9 protein-coding genes are annotated in these 14,127 nt (G+C 57.8%); 3 read left to right on the plus strand and 6 right to left on the minus strand.

The window, feature by feature from the left end; all coding sequences use genetic code 11:
* Positions 1–46: 46 nt before the first annotated feature.
* Positions 47–2,656 (minus strand): penicillin-binding protein 1A, encoded by a 2,610-nt coding sequence (locus Q1K31_RS09310; protein ID WP_300378972.1) that lies wholly within the window; start codon positions 2,654–2,656, stop codon positions 47–49.
* A gap of 99 nt (positions 2,657–2,755) precedes the next feature.
* The gene (locus Q1K31_RS09315) at positions 2,756–3,832 is read right to left on the minus strand and encodes an N-acetylmuramoyl-L-alanine amidase (RefSeq protein WP_300378973.1); all 1,077 of its coding nucleotides are present in this window, start codon (positions 3,830–3,832) and stop codon (positions 2,756–2,758) included.
* A 528-nt stretch (positions 3,833–4,360) separates the two neighbouring features.
* Here Q1K31_RS09315 and Q1K31_RS09320 point away from each other — a divergent pair.
* Entirely contained in the window at positions 4,361–6,907 is a 2,547-nt protein-coding gene (locus tag Q1K31_RS09320) for an Rne/Rng family ribonuclease (protein ID WP_300378974.1), read from the plus strand.
* A 27-nt stretch (positions 6,908–6,934) separates the two neighbouring features.
* Here the strand turns inward: Q1K31_RS09320 and Q1K31_RS09325 are convergent, their stop codons facing one another.
* From Q1K31_RS09325 to Q1K31_RS09335, 3 genes are all read right to left on the minus strand, one after another.
* Positions 6,935–7,981 (minus strand): Glu/Leu/Phe/Val dehydrogenase, encoded by a 1,047-nt coding sequence (locus Q1K31_RS09325; RefSeq protein WP_300378975.1) that lies wholly within the window; start codon positions 7,979–7,981, stop codon positions 6,935–6,937.
* Positions 7,982–8,044: 63 nt separating this feature from the next.
* Entirely contained in the window at positions 8,045–9,028 is a 984-nt protein-coding gene (locus Q1K31_RS09330) for an alpha/beta hydrolase (RefSeq protein WP_300378976.1), read from the minus strand.
* Entirely contained in the window at positions 9,025–9,615 is a 591-nt protein-coding gene (locus tag Q1K31_RS09335; protein ID WP_300378977.1) for a uracil-DNA glycosylase family protein, read from the minus strand. Before Q1K31_RS09335 ends, Q1K31_RS09330 begins: the two co-directional genes overlap by 4 nt.
* Before the next feature lie 124 nt (positions 9,616–9,739).
* Between Q1K31_RS09335 and Q1K31_RS09340 the strand changes: the two genes are divergently transcribed.
* Both Q1K31_RS09340 and rlmJ read left to right on the plus strand, forming a co-directional pair.
* The gene (locus Q1K31_RS09340) at positions 9,740–11,554 is read left to right on the plus strand and encodes a M28 family metallopeptidase (protein WP_300378978.1); all 1,815 of its coding nucleotides are present in this window, start codon (positions 9,740–9,742) and stop codon (positions 11,552–11,554) included.
* Positions 11,555–11,557: 3 nt separating this feature from the next.
* Positions 11,558–12,343 carry a 23S rRNA (adenine(2030)-N(6))-methyltransferase RlmJ gene (rlmJ, locus tag Q1K31_RS09345; protein WP_300378979.1) on the plus strand — a complete coding sequence of 262 codons (786 nt, stop codon included), beginning with the start codon at positions 11,558–11,560 and terminating at the stop codon, positions 12,341–12,343.
* On the opposite strand, the gene Q1K31_RS09350 is transcribed toward rlmJ, so the two are convergent.
* Positions 12,301–14,055 (minus strand): ATP-binding protein, encoded by a 1,755-nt coding sequence (locus tag Q1K31_RS09350; RefSeq protein ID WP_300378980.1) that lies wholly within the window; start codon positions 14,053–14,055, stop codon positions 12,301–12,303. The genes rlmJ and Q1K31_RS09350 overlap by 43 nt on opposite strands.
* Positions 14,056–14,127: the final 72 nt, after the last annotated feature.

Genomic DNA, 14,127 nt, shown 5'->3' on the forward strand with positions numbered 1-14,127 from the left:
TTTCGTAATTTACAGATGCTTGCGATGCACAATTCCAGCAGCCCCGTCAATAAATGCCGCCGAGGTTTTCATCAGCGACGTCGTCATTCTCAGCGCCCTGCTGGAACGCCTCTATGCCTTCCGCGGAAGGGTCGGCCGTATCGTCTGCCGATTGCCCACCGCGGCGATTGCCGGAGATGGAAAAGTCTGAATCCATATCGAAAACGGCTCCCGGCTCAGTCCCGGGCCGGAATGCTTCTGTAATGACCAGACGCGATGAAGGCGTAGGCAGGTCGCCCGTGTCGTGGTCAACCTGCACAAGACGCACCCCTGGCGGAATACGGAATGGAAGCGGAGGTTCGTCATCAAGTGCATCTTCCATGAAATCAGTGAAGATTGGACCCGCAACAGAGCCACCGGCCTCTCCGGAACCTAGTGACCGCGGATTGTCAAAACCGACCCAGACACCAACAACAAGGTCCGGCGAAAAGCCATAGAACTGGGCGTCATGATAGTCATTTGTGGTGCCTGTCTTGCCCGCCAGCGGTTTGCCAACACGGCGCGCACGGCGGGCCGTACCACGTTCCACGACGCCTTCAAGCATATGCACAATCTGATAGGCCACGACCGGGTCGACGAGCTGCTCGCGATTATCTGGCAGCTTGGGTGGCTCTTCCCCATCCCACTCCAGCGCATCGCAGCCTTCACACTCGCGGGTGTCATGCTTGTAAAGCGTATTCCCGTGCCGGTCCTGGACACGATCGAGCAGCGTCGGTGTTACTTCCTTCCCGCCGTTCACGAATGCCGCATAACCACGCGCCATACGCCAGGGCGACGTTTCGCCGGAGCCGAGCGCCATGGCTGGATAAGGATTCAGCTCGTCATAAAGATTGAAGCGCTCGGCAAACTCGGCAACCTTGTCGAGACCGATATCGACAGCGACGCGTGAGGTCACCTGGTTAAACGACCGCTCCAGGGCTGTGCGCATTGTCACTTCGCCATAGCTGCGCCCCTGTGAGTAGTTCTGAGGCTTCCAGGTCTGGCCAGTGGATTTATCGAAATAGACAAATGGCGCATCAAGGATACGGCTGGACGGCGTATACCCGCTCTCCAGTGCGGCCCCGTAAACAAACGGTTTGAAAGAAGAGCCCGGCTGGCGCTCAGCCTGCGTTACGCGGTTGAAAGGGCTTTTGAAGAAGGAATAGCCACCGACCATTGCCATAACACGACCCGTATGCGGGTTGAGCGCGATAATGGCTCCCTCGACTTCAGGCACCTGCCTTAGCGTGGCCGTTTCAGCCGGAACGTAAATCCAGTCTTCCTCATCGGTTTCTTCGGCCTCGCCTTCAGTCGCATTTCCACCGCTTCCGGAATCCTCGGCAGTTTCACTACCCGGACGGGGTTTCTCGGTCCGCTCGACCTCAACAAGAACAACATCCCCCGCAGCAAGGCCTTTGCTTTCGGAGCCTTCCCGCGTCCATGAGCGCGCCCACTGGACGTCCTCTTTGGGGATGGACGTATTGCGGCCATCCTTGAGCGTGATGCTCGCGCCTTCCGATGTCACCTCGGAAACCATACCGGCTTCCCAGCTCCCATAGCCCGGCGGGCGGGTCAGTTCTTCAATCTGTTCCGGGACATTTTTATCAGGATCAATGGTCTCAAACGGCCCACGATAGGCGTGACGCCTGTCATAACTCTCAAGGCCTGTCTGCAAGGCTTCCTGAGCGTGCAGTTGCAGCTCCGTATCGATAGTGGTCCGGATGGAAAGCCCGCCACGCTGCAGGGCCTCTTCACCGTACTGGTCGATCAGCTGCTTGCGCAGCTCCTGCACGAAATAGGTCGCCGCGGCATACTCTGGCCCACGAAGTCTTTCCGTCAGTTCCAGAGGGGTTTCCCGCGCCGCCTCGGCTTCCTCGTCTGTGATATAACCATCTTCGACCATGCGTCCGAGCACATAGTCTCGCCGGGCCAGAAGGCGCTTGGGGCGACGGTATGGATTGACGGTAGATGGCGCCTTGGCAAGCGATGCGAGGATGGCCGCCTCTGAAAGGTTCAACTCCGGTAGCGACTTGTTGAAGTAGATAAGCGCAGCCGAGCCGACCCCATATGCCCTTACGCCAAGATAGATCTCGTTGAGGTAAAGCTCGAGGATTTCATCCTTGGTGAAAGCTTTCTCCATACGGCGCGAGATGATGGCTTCCTTGATCTTGCGATCAATCGTCTGGTCGCGCGTCAGCAGCATGTTCTTGGCGACTTGCTGGGTAATGGTGGACCCACCCTGCAGATTAGCGTCGCTGCCCGACAGCTTGATCTTGGCTGAATTGAATGCGCCGCGCAGAATACCGAAATAATCCAGCCCTTCATGCTGGAAGAACTTTTTGTCCTCTGCAGCAACAAAGGCTTCCACAACATGATCCGGGATCGATTCGATCGGCACGAACACCCTGTGTTCTTCAGCAAACTCGGCAATCAGGGTTCCATCACCTGCATGTACGCGTGACGTGATTGGCGGCTCATAACTGGCAAGGCGTTTATGCGATGGAAGATCGCGTGAAAGTGCGGCGACATAAGCGACAATCGCCAGCAAAACGATAATGCCGAGTATGACCAGGGCAAGCACCACGCGGCGGGCTAGCTTCCAGGTAAAAAAGCGTTTCTTGGGCGACTCGTCTGTCATTCCTGATCCAGCCTGATCTGGTTTTTGAGCTGTCGGAAATCTCGCAGCACAGTCTGTCCAGACTAAGGCGCTCGCTTGTCAGACGAAAGTCAAAAACACCTAATTTGCTGCATACAGCACGTCCCGTCGGTCAAAGTAAGCGTCGATAGCCCGGCCAACCGCTTCGGCCGTCCTCTGACGACCCGCCTGCGTCCCGAGACGCGCGGCATCGGAACGATTCGTCAGGAAACCGATTTCCAGCAGGACGGCCGGGACATCCGGCGCCAGCAGAACGAAGAAATTCTCACGCCTGTGACTGTTACGGACAATCGGACCCGCCTTGGCCAGCTCTGGCGTCAGCATTTCCGCAAAGATCGAGGAATTTGACTTTGTCTCCCGCTTGATGAGGTCTGCTAGGATACCTGAAACTTCCTGTGACGTGCCGTCTTCAATAGGCAGGTCCCAGCCATTCGAGCGCGCTGTACCGTCTACGCGACGCTCCCCTCGGGCTGACAGGGTGTAGACCGTTGCGCCGGAAACGCCCGAATTCGCTGCGGCATCCGCATGTACGGAGATAAACAGGTCAGCGCCCCAGTTCCGCGCCATGGAAACCCTGTCCTCGTGTTCAATGTAACGATCATCGTTACGCGTCAGGTGCACTGTATAACGTCCCGATCTTTCAAGTACGGCCTTGATCGCCTGGGAGGCTTTCAGGACGATTGATTTTTCATACTGGCCAGCATGGCTTGAGGCGCCCGGGTCGCGTCCACCATGGCCTGGGTCGATAACAACGACATACTTTTCCGGAGCCGCGTAGGCAGGCGTTTCTTCGGGCAAGCTGGCCTGTTCCGCCTGCCCTTCCCGCGACGCAATATAGGTCCTGCGCGTTTCAGCATCCTGTTCAGCTGCCATATTGAAGCGGACAGGCGCCACGCGGACAAGGTCAACGACGAGCCTGTAACGAGGCTCCACGCTTGTTGGCGAAAGGTCGAGCGTCCGTGAAACCATCATCGGTGTGTTCAGGCTGAAGATGATTTCGCTACCGCGGATTTCATAGGAATCCACACCCCCCTGCGTGGGCGGCGTATCCGCATCCAGAGCAACCCGCGAGCCCGGCAGCCTCACATCGATCTTCGGTGTATTCTCGTCTGCAAACAGAAAAGCCTCATGATCCACCGGCTCATCGGACGAAAACACGATCCGCGTATGCTGCGCGTCACCACTTACCGAAATCGCGCTTATCTCTGCTGCATGGCTGTACGCAGCGCACAAACAGGCACTGACAAGGAGCAATACATGTCGAATCAACATCGTCACCTATCCGGGGTCCCTCAAATCGGATTGTTTGACGATGTACATGCCACATTGATGATTAATCCGGTGTTTACCGTCGGCGTCAGCACTGCGATTTTCCTGTTTATGACATTTTACGCTTTTCATCGCCCTCGGGTTTGGGCATGTTCAACCTGCCCTGAACCAAACAGGGCGAGAGCTAATCCCGGACAGACGCGTGGCCCGGCCCTATACAAGCCTCACGCGACACCTGTCGGACACGGATAACCGAACCAATGTTGCCTATCTGCCAGCATGTCCCATCACGTATTGCGCCCCGAGGCGCGCGGATGGCCTGGCCTGTAGGCATTCCACGAAACATTCCTGGCGACAGACGCAGAGCCTCCGGCCTTGGCCGGTGGACCGCGCCGCCAGACAACAAGGCTATTGCACATGAGCAAGTTAATGCTGATCGATGCGGTCCACCCGGAAGAGACCCGGGTGGCCCTCGTTTCGAACGGGCAGGTTGATGACTTCGATTTTGAAACAACCGGCAAGGAACAACTAAGAGGCAACATCTACCTCGCCAAAGTCACGCGGGTGGAGCCATCACTTCAGGCCTGTTTCGTTGATTATGGTGGAAACCGTCATGGTTTCCTGGCCTTCAGCGAAATCCATCCCGACTATTACCAGCTCCCGCAGGAGGACCGTGAGGCGCTTCTCCAGGATGCCGCGCGGGCGGCTGCCGAAAATGATGACCTTGATGCCGACGATCCGGATGAGGACCTCGAATCACCGTCAGACCTGATCGAAGGAGATGGCGGCGACACTGATGAGGATTCGTCCGAAAGCTCTGACAGCGATGACGAAAACGCCAGCCAGGCGAAGAAGCCCCGCCAGTCAGTCTCGAAACGCTATAAGATCCAGGAAGTCATCCGGCGGCGTCAGGTGATGCTGGTTCAGGTCGTCAAGGAAGAGCGCGGCAATAAGGGCGCTGCGCTGACAACCTTCCTGTCCCTGGCCGGCCGCTACAGCGTTCTCATGCCGAACACACCGCGCGGCGGCGGTATTTCCCGCAAGATTTCAAGTGGCACCGACCGTAAACGCCTCAAGGAAATCATGAGCAGCCTCGCCGTGCCAAACGGCATGGGGCTCATCGTCCGCACAGCCGGGGCCAAGCGCACGAAGACAGACATCAAGCGCGATTATGAGTATCTCCAGAAGCTCTGGGACAATATCCGCAACAAGACGCTGGAATCGATCGCGCCCTGTTGCATCCATGAGGAAGGTGGTCTCGTCCATCGCGCCATGCGCGACATGTTCGACAAGGACATTGAAGAAGTCGTGATCCAGGGTCAGCCAGCCTATCGAGAGGCCAAGGACCTGTCCAAGATGATCATGCCGACACAGGCCCGCAAGGTGAAACAATGGAAGTCAACCGCACCTCTCTTTGTTTCTGAAGGCGTGGAAGAACAGCTGGATTCCATTTTCTCTCCAGTCGTGCAGATGAAATCCGGCGGCTATCTGGTCATCAACCAGACAGAAGCTCTCGTTGCCATTGACGTGAACTCCGGCAAAGCCACCAAGGGCCGCAACATCGAGCAGACGGCGCTCCAGACAAACCTGGAAGCGGCCGAGGAAGCCTGCCGTCAGATGCGCCTGCGCGACCTTGCCGGTCTTGTCGTAATCGACTTCATCGACATGGAGGAGAACAAGAATAACCGCACAGTCGAGAAGAAGCTGAAAGACTGCCTCAAGATCGACCGGGCACGCGTCCAGTGCGGAAAGATCTCCCAGTTCGGCCTGATGGAAATTTCGCGTCAGCGCCGCCGGGCCGGCGTACTGCAGGCCACCTCAGATCCTTGTGATGCCTGTAACGGCACGGGGCGGAGACGCTCAGTCTCCTCGGCTGCGCTACAGCTCCTGCGCACACTTGAAGCGCGTGCATCTGGCGGCGGTCTCGCCTCCATCACCGTTCATGCGCCCACGGATGTCGCGCTCTATCTTCTCAACAATAAGCGCGAAGCCATTACCGAAATCGAGGAAGCAGCCGGGTTTGCAATCTCCGTGACCTCTTCCGATGATCTTCTGCCGGGTGATTTCCGCATTGATGCCGAGAAAGACCCGAACAAGAAATCGAAGCGCAAGTCGCGCGCCTCTGACCGTAGCAAGCACATCAGCGGTGATGCCGATGATGACAAGCTGCCAAGCGAGAATGAAACGGACGAGGATGAGGCTGAGGACACAGCAGCCGATACATCTGACGAGCGTGCCGCCTCGGATGACGAGAAATCCAACCAGCCCCGCAAGCGCCGCCGGCGCGGACGGCGCGGCGGACGGCGCAGACGGCGCGACACGGGACCGATCGTCCCGGCAGATGGTGGCGCCCTTCTGGATGGGCTAGCGTCGAGCGCGCCTGCCCTTCTTGATGAGGAGCCGCCTGCCCTGCCCGACCCTGAAGAGGTCAACCGCGCAGCGCTCTCTCAACCCCAGCTCGCCAAGACTGTCGCGCTCGAGGTCGAAAAATCCGATGACTCGCAGCAGGAAGAGAAAAAGCCATCTCGACGGCGCAGGTCGAGGGGCGGGCGCTCACGGAATAATGGCAACAAGGCCGAGGCAAATCAGGCCCAGGAGACACATGGCGACAATGACAACGCCAGGTCCGAGCCAGACTCCAGAACGCCCGAGCCCGCAGCGCCGGTAAAGGGCCCTGTCGAGCCGGCGCCCGAACCTGCCGCAGCAAAGACCGAAACGCCGGAGAAGCAGCCTGAAGAGGCCAAGCCGGAAAAGGTTGAAACCAAGGCTGAACCGGCTTCTACGACCGGCTCTGAGGATAAGTCTCAGGCAGATGAGCCAGCAACAGACGAAACATCCAAACCGGCTTCTGTCTTCCAGTCAGGTGAAGCCATTGCCAGCGAGCCTGTGCTCGTCACTGATGACGCGTCAGACAGCAAGAAAAGCAAGCCTAAGCGCCGCGGCTGGTGGTCCCGCGGACGCTAGTTCCGTTTTCAAGTGTTGGTAAAAGTCTCAGCCGCCTTTAGCGGCTGAGATTCTTTGCCGGGCAATGCGCTCAGCAACGACATTTGTGGGCAGGTCCTGAGAAAGGGCATCATCGAGCACCTCGCCAAGTGTGTCGATCAGGACGTCGAGCTTCGACATCACCCAGTCGCGGGAGTAAGCGCCCGATATTTCGGCTGCCACATTGATAATCCCGCCGCCATTGATGACATAGTCCGGAGCGTACAGGATACCTGCTTCCTTCAGCGCGCTGTCCATTTCAGGGCTGGCAAGCTGATTATTGGCGCCACCGGCAACCACTTTCGCCTTGAGGCGCGGCAGCGTCGTCTTGTTGATGATGGCACCCAGCGCATTTGGTGAGAAGATTTCCGCGTCCACATCATAGATATCGTCAGTCTTGATACGGGTTGCCCCGGTGCGTTGGCACACCTTCGCCAGTTCCTCTTCGTCTATATCACAGACAAAAAGTTTCGCGCCTTCTTTCGCCAGGTGATCACATAGATAGCCGCCGACCGAGCCGACCCCCTGGACGGCAATCGTCCGGCCAGACAGGTCATCACTTCCAAAAGCGCGCTGTGCGGATGCCTTGATTCCCCGATAGACCCCTTGCGCGGTAATCGGGGACGGGTCGCCACTGGCCGCCTCCCCTTTGTCCAGCCCGGCAACAAACTTCGTTTGGGTTGAGACGACAGCCATGTCGTCAGTATCAACACCAACATCCTCAGCCGTGTAGTAAGCCCCGTTGAGCGTATCGATCGCCCGGCCGAATGCCTTGAAAAGCGCCTCCGACTTATCGGTCTTGGAGTTGCCCCAGATCACGGCTTTGCCACCACCGAGTGGAAGCCCAGCCATGGCGTTCTTGAAGCTCATCCCCTGTGACAGGCGCAAGGCGTCACGCAACGCGTGTTCGCCGGTTTCATACTGCCACATCCGGCACCCTCCGGCGGCCGGCCCAAGCGCGGTGGAGTGAACCGCAATGATCGCGCGCAGCCCGCTGTCTGCGTCCTCGAAGAAGTGCACACCTTCATGCCGGTCATAGGAGGGATGGTCGAACATTGGTTACTCCTGAAACTGTTGATGCGGCCTTAGCGCGCCGGGAGGTACGGTCAACCCGTAACGTCACCTCACGGGAATATCTGGCGCACCAGACGGCAAGTCTCCGGAAGAATCTTCCATAAATGCTCTTATATCCGCAAAAACCGTCTCAGCCTGCTTGTCACGGAGAAGCATGTGATAGCCATTTTCATAGAATGCGGTTCGAACATGTTTTGGCAGGACACGCACCGTTCTCTTCATCGCCTTGTCGGGGATTACAATATCCTTGGCCCCATAGGTTAGCAGGGTCGGTACCTCATCGGTCAGGTGGGGCGCGGCCCTGTGTGCCTCCTCCATGAGTGACACAGCCCCGTAAATCTGGTCGATACGGTTTTCTTTCAGCCCCAGTGGGTCGTTCCAGAGGTCACGCAGCATCTCGATATTGTCCGAAGGCTCGATCTTCACCCCTTTCGGCGGCCGCACGATCCAGGCTGGTCTGACATGCGAGGATATCCACAGGCTTGAACTGTAAAGCGGATTGATCGCGCCCCAGCCACGCAGTCCCGGTCCGGACAGAATGAGACGGTCCACACTCGCGGGTGGATCATCAGACCCAAAGACCGTCATGGCGACCGCCCCGCCCATGGATATGCCGACAACTGCAAGCGGCGTATCGGGGTGGCGCGCTTTCGCCAGCCTGATTGCGGTACGCAGGTCAGCGCGCAACAGGTCCGGATCCGGCCAGATACCGCGATTGACCGAGCGCCCGAAACCGCGCTGGTCATAGGCATACGTTGTCACGCCCCGCTCAGCCATCCAGGGCGCAATCATATGAAAGGCATTGGCATAGTCGTTCATGCCGTGCAGACCAACCACAACCCAGTCAGGCTGGCCGGATTGCGCCTCCCAGACCGTCAGGCCAAGTTCTGCCCCGTCGAAACTGACAAACCTATCCTCATTCATCCTGAATTGCGGCTGCACTGCATCCTCCGGGTCAAGCCGCGTCTGCCGTTCAGGCGTGGCGCACGCGCTGACAAAGACAACGACGACAAGCAGAATATATCTCATAGAAGCGCCCTTACCCGTTCGCGCAAGACCGGAAGCAGCTCTGCCTCGAACCAGGGATTTTTCTTCAGCCAGGCATTATTGCGCCAGCTTGGATGAGGCGTTGGCAGCACGCCCCTTTCATTCAGATGCACACGCCAGTTGCGTACGTTTTCGGTCAGCGTCTTCGCCCCTGCCCGTCCCAGGTGCCAGCGCTGGGCGTAACCGCCAATTGCCAGCACAAGCTCAAGCTTAGGTAGCCGCGCCAGCAGACCGTCTCGCCATGTCGGGGCACAGACTTTCATCGGTGGCAGGTCCCCACCCTTCGTGTCATAGCCTGGAAAGCAGAAGCCCATGGGCGCTATGGCTATCCGGCTTTCATCATAGAATTCCTCATCGCTCACCCCCATCCATGCGCGCAGGCGCACGCCAGACGGGTCATTGAACGGTTTCGACGAGACATCTGCCAGATTGCCCGGTGCCTGGCTGGCGATCAGTATGCGCGCCGGGCTTGCTGCGCGCAGGATCGGGTTAGCAGGGCGTTGCATGTCGCCTTCACACTTCCGGCAGGCGCGCACCCGATCAAGATAGGATTGAAGATCGTCACTCACATTCGAAGACATGCGCGCATGGAGAGCAAGTTCAAGAGCACTCAACTTCAACAGGGCTGCGCTTGTTCGTCTTTGGGGCCTATGCCAGAACAAGTTTCATATTCAATCATCAGGAGTCGCATCCATGAAGTATTTCCTCTGCTCATCCGTCGCGGCAATTGCGCTGGCCGCATGCTCTGCCCCCAGCGACGAAGCTCCGGCGGATAACGACACCCAGACAGAAGCAAACATGGAAGCAGAGTCTGCTGCTGAAACGGACACCAATACCGCCGATATGGCTGAGGATGCTTCCGGCCTTTTGATGCCGCTTCCTGAAAACACGTCGTCCGGCATAACGGCGGACGATCTGGCTACGCGCATCGAAACGCTCGCAGACGATACCTATGAGGGCCGCGGCCCCGGCGCCGAGAAAGGCGAGCAGGCAGCCGACTGGATTGCTGTCGAGATGGAGCGTGTCGGCCTCGAGCCAGGCGGCGATGATGGCTCCTGGTTCCAGACGGTGGCCATGGTTGAACAGACGCTTGATGAAAGTGCATCCGGCCTGACCTTCAACGGCGGCAGCTCTGGCGAACCCATGGAGATGACGCTCAAGGAAGACGCTGTTCTCTGGACCAAGCGCCAGAACGCCAAGGAGCTTGATTTCGAAGATTCCGATCTTGTCTTCGTTGGCTATGGCGTTGTCGCCCCTGAGTATGACTGGAACGACTATGAAGGCCTGGATGTCGAGGGCAAGACGGTCGTCATGCTGGTCAACGACCCGGGGTTCGCCCGTGAGAACGACGACATCTTCAAGGGCAAGGCAATGACCTATTATGGCCGCTGGACCTACAAATACGAGGAAGCTGCCCGTCAGGGCGCGACAGGCGCCATTGTCATCCATGAGACGGCCCCCGCTTCGTATGGCTGGGACGTGGTCTCCAACTCATGGTCCGGCGCACAGGCAGACCTCGTGCGTGAGAATGGCGGCGAGGATCGCATAGTCTATGAGTCCTGGATCACCAACGAAGTCGCCCGCAAACTCTTTGACGAAGCCGGTCTGGATTTTGAAGAGCAGAAAGCTGCCGCCAAGGAGCCGGGCTTTGAAGCGGTAGACATGGGCGATCTAACCGCATCTGGCAATCTCGTCCAGTCGGTCACGCAGATGGAGTCGCGCAATGTTGTCGGCCTCCTGCCCGGAACAGAAACGCCTGACGAACACGTGCTGTTTACTGCGCACTGGGACCACCTGGGCAAGAAGTCCGAAGAACGCGCCGGCGAACCGGGACAGGACTTCTACCGCGACAGCATCTTCAACGGCGCGGTCGATAATGCGACTGGCGTTGCCGGACTTCTGGAAATCGCCGAAGCGATGAGCCAGGAAGAACATCCACGCTCCGGGCTTTTTGTCGCTGTCACACTGGAAGAATCCGGTCTGCTCGGCTCGGCCTATTATGCCGAGAATCCGACCGTTCCCATGGACCAGATCGTCGCCGGTGTGAACATGGATGCAATGCTGCCGATCGGCCGCACGAAGGACATGGTCGTTGTCGGCTACGGCGCCTCCGAGCTGGAAGACATTCTGGCATCCAAGCTGGAAGCACAGGATCGTGTCGTAAAGCCTGACCCGAGACCCGAAGCAGGTTCTTTCTACCGCTCAGATCACATCTCCTTTGCCAAGAAAGGCGTCCCCATGCTTTACGCCGATGGTGGCGTCGACAAGCGTGATGGCGGCATTGCTGCCGGCAAGGCGGCATCTGAAGCCTATACCGCACAACGCTATCACAAGCCTATGGACGAATACTCGTCTGACTGGGACCTGTCAGGTATGGAAGAGGATGTAACCGCTCTCTACGAAGTCGGTCTCCAGATCATCAACTCGGATGCCTGGCCGACCTGGTATGAAGGTAATGAGTTTGAGGCGGTCCGCCAGGAATCGCTCGGTAATAGCGAAGAAGAGTAGGCTTTGCTTTCCTACCAGCATGGCTTCCACGCCGGAAACAGGGCGGACGTGTTCAAGCACGCCGTCCTGTTCTCGGTTCTGAATGTCGCCGCAGAGGCGGCGCACCCCTGGCTGTACCTTGAGACCCATGCAGCTGCGGGCGTCTACGATCTGACATCAGCACAGGCTCGCAAGACCGCCGAAGCAGACCAGGGCGTCAGTCACCTGCTCGCCATGAAGACACCCCCAGAGCCGCTCGCCCCCTGGCTGGACATGGTGCGGGCGCGCGGCATCAAGTCATATCCCGGCTCACCGGCCATCGGAGCGCACTGCCTGCGCGAAAAGGACCGGATGATCTTCTTTGAACGCCATCCCGCAGAATATGAAAAGCTTACATCGGCCATATCAGGCGACGACCGGATGCGGGCCATGAAGGAAGACGGTTATAAAGGCGCGCTCACCCTTCAGCCCCGTCGCAATGAGCGGCTCATGGCCTTCCTCGATCCCAGTTACGAAACCGAACGCGATATGGAAGCTCTGGCAGAATGGCTGCCAAGGGCTTTGAAGCGCTGGCCAAAGGCAGCATTCCTTATCTGGCTGCCCCTCTTCCAGGACGAACGTGAACTCGAATTCGGTCAGTTCATCTCCAGCCTGGATTATGGTTTCGTCGCCGCCACACACTGGCGCCCGGATTCCGATAAGGATACCGCGCTTGCTGGTTCGGCCATCATTGGACTTCGCACGACCCCCGCCATGGCCCGCCCGGCTTATGCTATCGGAGAGGCGTTAGACGTCAGCTGGGGGGACTGAGCGGACGCATCCGGCAGGCTGGGGGCAACGGAATTCGAGCCCTTCGAGGCCGTGTCACCTGTCATCACGGAAACAGGCAGGACAAGTATCGATGTCGTTCCAACACCCAGCCGGGACTTGAGCACAATATCGCCGGAAAGAAGACGCGCCAGATGCCGGCAGAGCGTCAGGCCAAGTCCCGTACCACCATACTGGCGGTCGAGGTCGGAATCGCCCTGATAGAAAGCCTCGAAAACACGTTCAAGCTTGTTCTCCGGAATACCGGGTCCGAAGTCGCGTATCGCTATAAAGGGCTGCCCCTCCGGATTTACGCCTGCGCGGATAACGACCTTGCAGTCCTCGCGGTTAAACCGGATCGCATTTGTGATGAGATTGATAAGGATCCGCTTGATCGCAGTCTCATCGACATTGATCTTGGCCAGCCTCGAAGACACACGTACATCGAAATTGTCGAGCGACGACTTACTCTCAAAGCCCGCTGCCAGTGTGATGGACTCCGTCAGTAGCGATGCTGTATCGATTTCGGTCGGATTGATAGTGATCCGGTCAAGGCCGACTTTCGAATAGTCGATGATATCGTTGATCAGCTTCAGCAGGTGCGTCCCGCTGCTATGAATGTTGTCAGCATATTCGCGGATGTCGGCATCACTCAGGCGAATTTTCGAATCGCCATTCATCAGCTTCGAAAACCCGAGAATGATGTTCATCGGCGTGCGTAGCTCATGACTCATGGTCGACAGGAAGCGGCTTTTGGCGGCATCTGCCTCCACAGCTTCACGCTGGGCTTCGATCAGTTCGCGCTCACGGGTCTTGAGAGCTGTAATGTCTGTATGCACCACGACAGCCCCACCACTCCCGGTTTCACGGGTTGAACGCATCAGCCACCGCCCACTTTTCTGCAGGACGGGAATGCTTTCCTCACCAAGTTCAAACTCGGGATCGCCTGTGCCAAACCAGTTACGGTGGCGAGCATTCGCGATCATGATTTCACGGTCGGCATTGTAGAATGCAAAGGCGTCGTTTGAGGACTCGATGGCGTCAGCGAGGTTCTCACGGGCTTCGCTGCTATCATGCACAGTACTTACGAGGGACTTCAGCTGCCGGTAGCCATTGATGCTGCCGTGTACGAGCGCAGCAAGGAAAACCAGGCTCAACAGCGCGATGGTAAGCGCGTAGTCCCCACCACGGGAGAAGTTGATCACGGTGACCGGGATAAGACAGGCAAATGCGAATCGGGCGGTCACTCGCGGAACCGATGACAGCATGCTTGCCAGGCCGGCAGCCATGCCCGCCTGCATCATCCAGATAAAAAACAGATGCGCTGTGTCACCTGTGCCACGAAGGAAGAAAGTGGCAGAGCCCCACACAATGCCGATGAAAAGAGCCGCCAGTTCTGCCTTGCGCAGGTAGGAGCCAGAGACCTTCTCCGGTGGCGGGGCATTGCGTAATCTTGCCCAAGAGGCGATCTGTATCAGCCCCATCAGCAATATCGGCGTATACCAGATAGCAACATTGCCGAGCGGGGCTTTCGCGGCAGCACCTACAGCGACAAGAAGGCCATTGAAAATATTGATCAGGCCCATCGCAAGCTGTTGTTTGACAACCAGCACCTGCTGCTCGCGATATATGCCTTCCTGCAGCGCATTCGCCGGCGGAGGCATACGCTTCCACAGCGCGAAAACACTATCTGAAGGATCGAGATATCTGACCATTGCCATATCCCGATAGGCAAAATTAGTTAATTCTGCGCGAAATACCTTCTCCAATTTGACCTTTCTTGCATT

Source organism: Henriciella sp. (assembly GCF_029936995.1).
Lineage (GTDB): Bacteria > Pseudomonadota > Alphaproteobacteria > Caulobacterales > Hyphomonadaceae > Henriciella.

Coding starts and splice junctions, on each gene's coding strand:
- Q1K31_RS09330 (WP_300378976.1), bottom strand. CDS start 9,028: ATGAGATATATTCTGCTTGTCGTCGTTGTCTTTGTCAGCGCGTGCGCC.
- Q1K31_RS09340 (WP_300378978.1), top strand. CDS start 9,740: ATGAAGTATTTCCTCTGCTCATCCGTCGCGGCAATTGCGCTGGCCGCA.
- Q1K31_RS09350 (WP_300378980.1), bottom strand. CDS start 14,055: ATGGTCAGATATCTCGATCCTTCAGATAGTGTTTTCGCGCTGTGGAAG.
- Q1K31_RS09320 (WP_300378974.1), top strand. CDS start 4,361: ATGAGCAAGTTAATGCTGATCGATGCGGTCCACCCGGAAGAGACCCGG.
- Q1K31_RS09325 (WP_300378975.1), bottom strand. CDS start 7,981: ATGTTCGACCATCCCTCCTATGACCGGCATGAAGGTGTGCACTTCTTC.
- Q1K31_RS09310 (WP_300378972.1), bottom strand. CDS start 2,656: ATGACAGACGAGTCGCCCAAGAAACGCTTTTTTACCTGGAAGCTAGCC.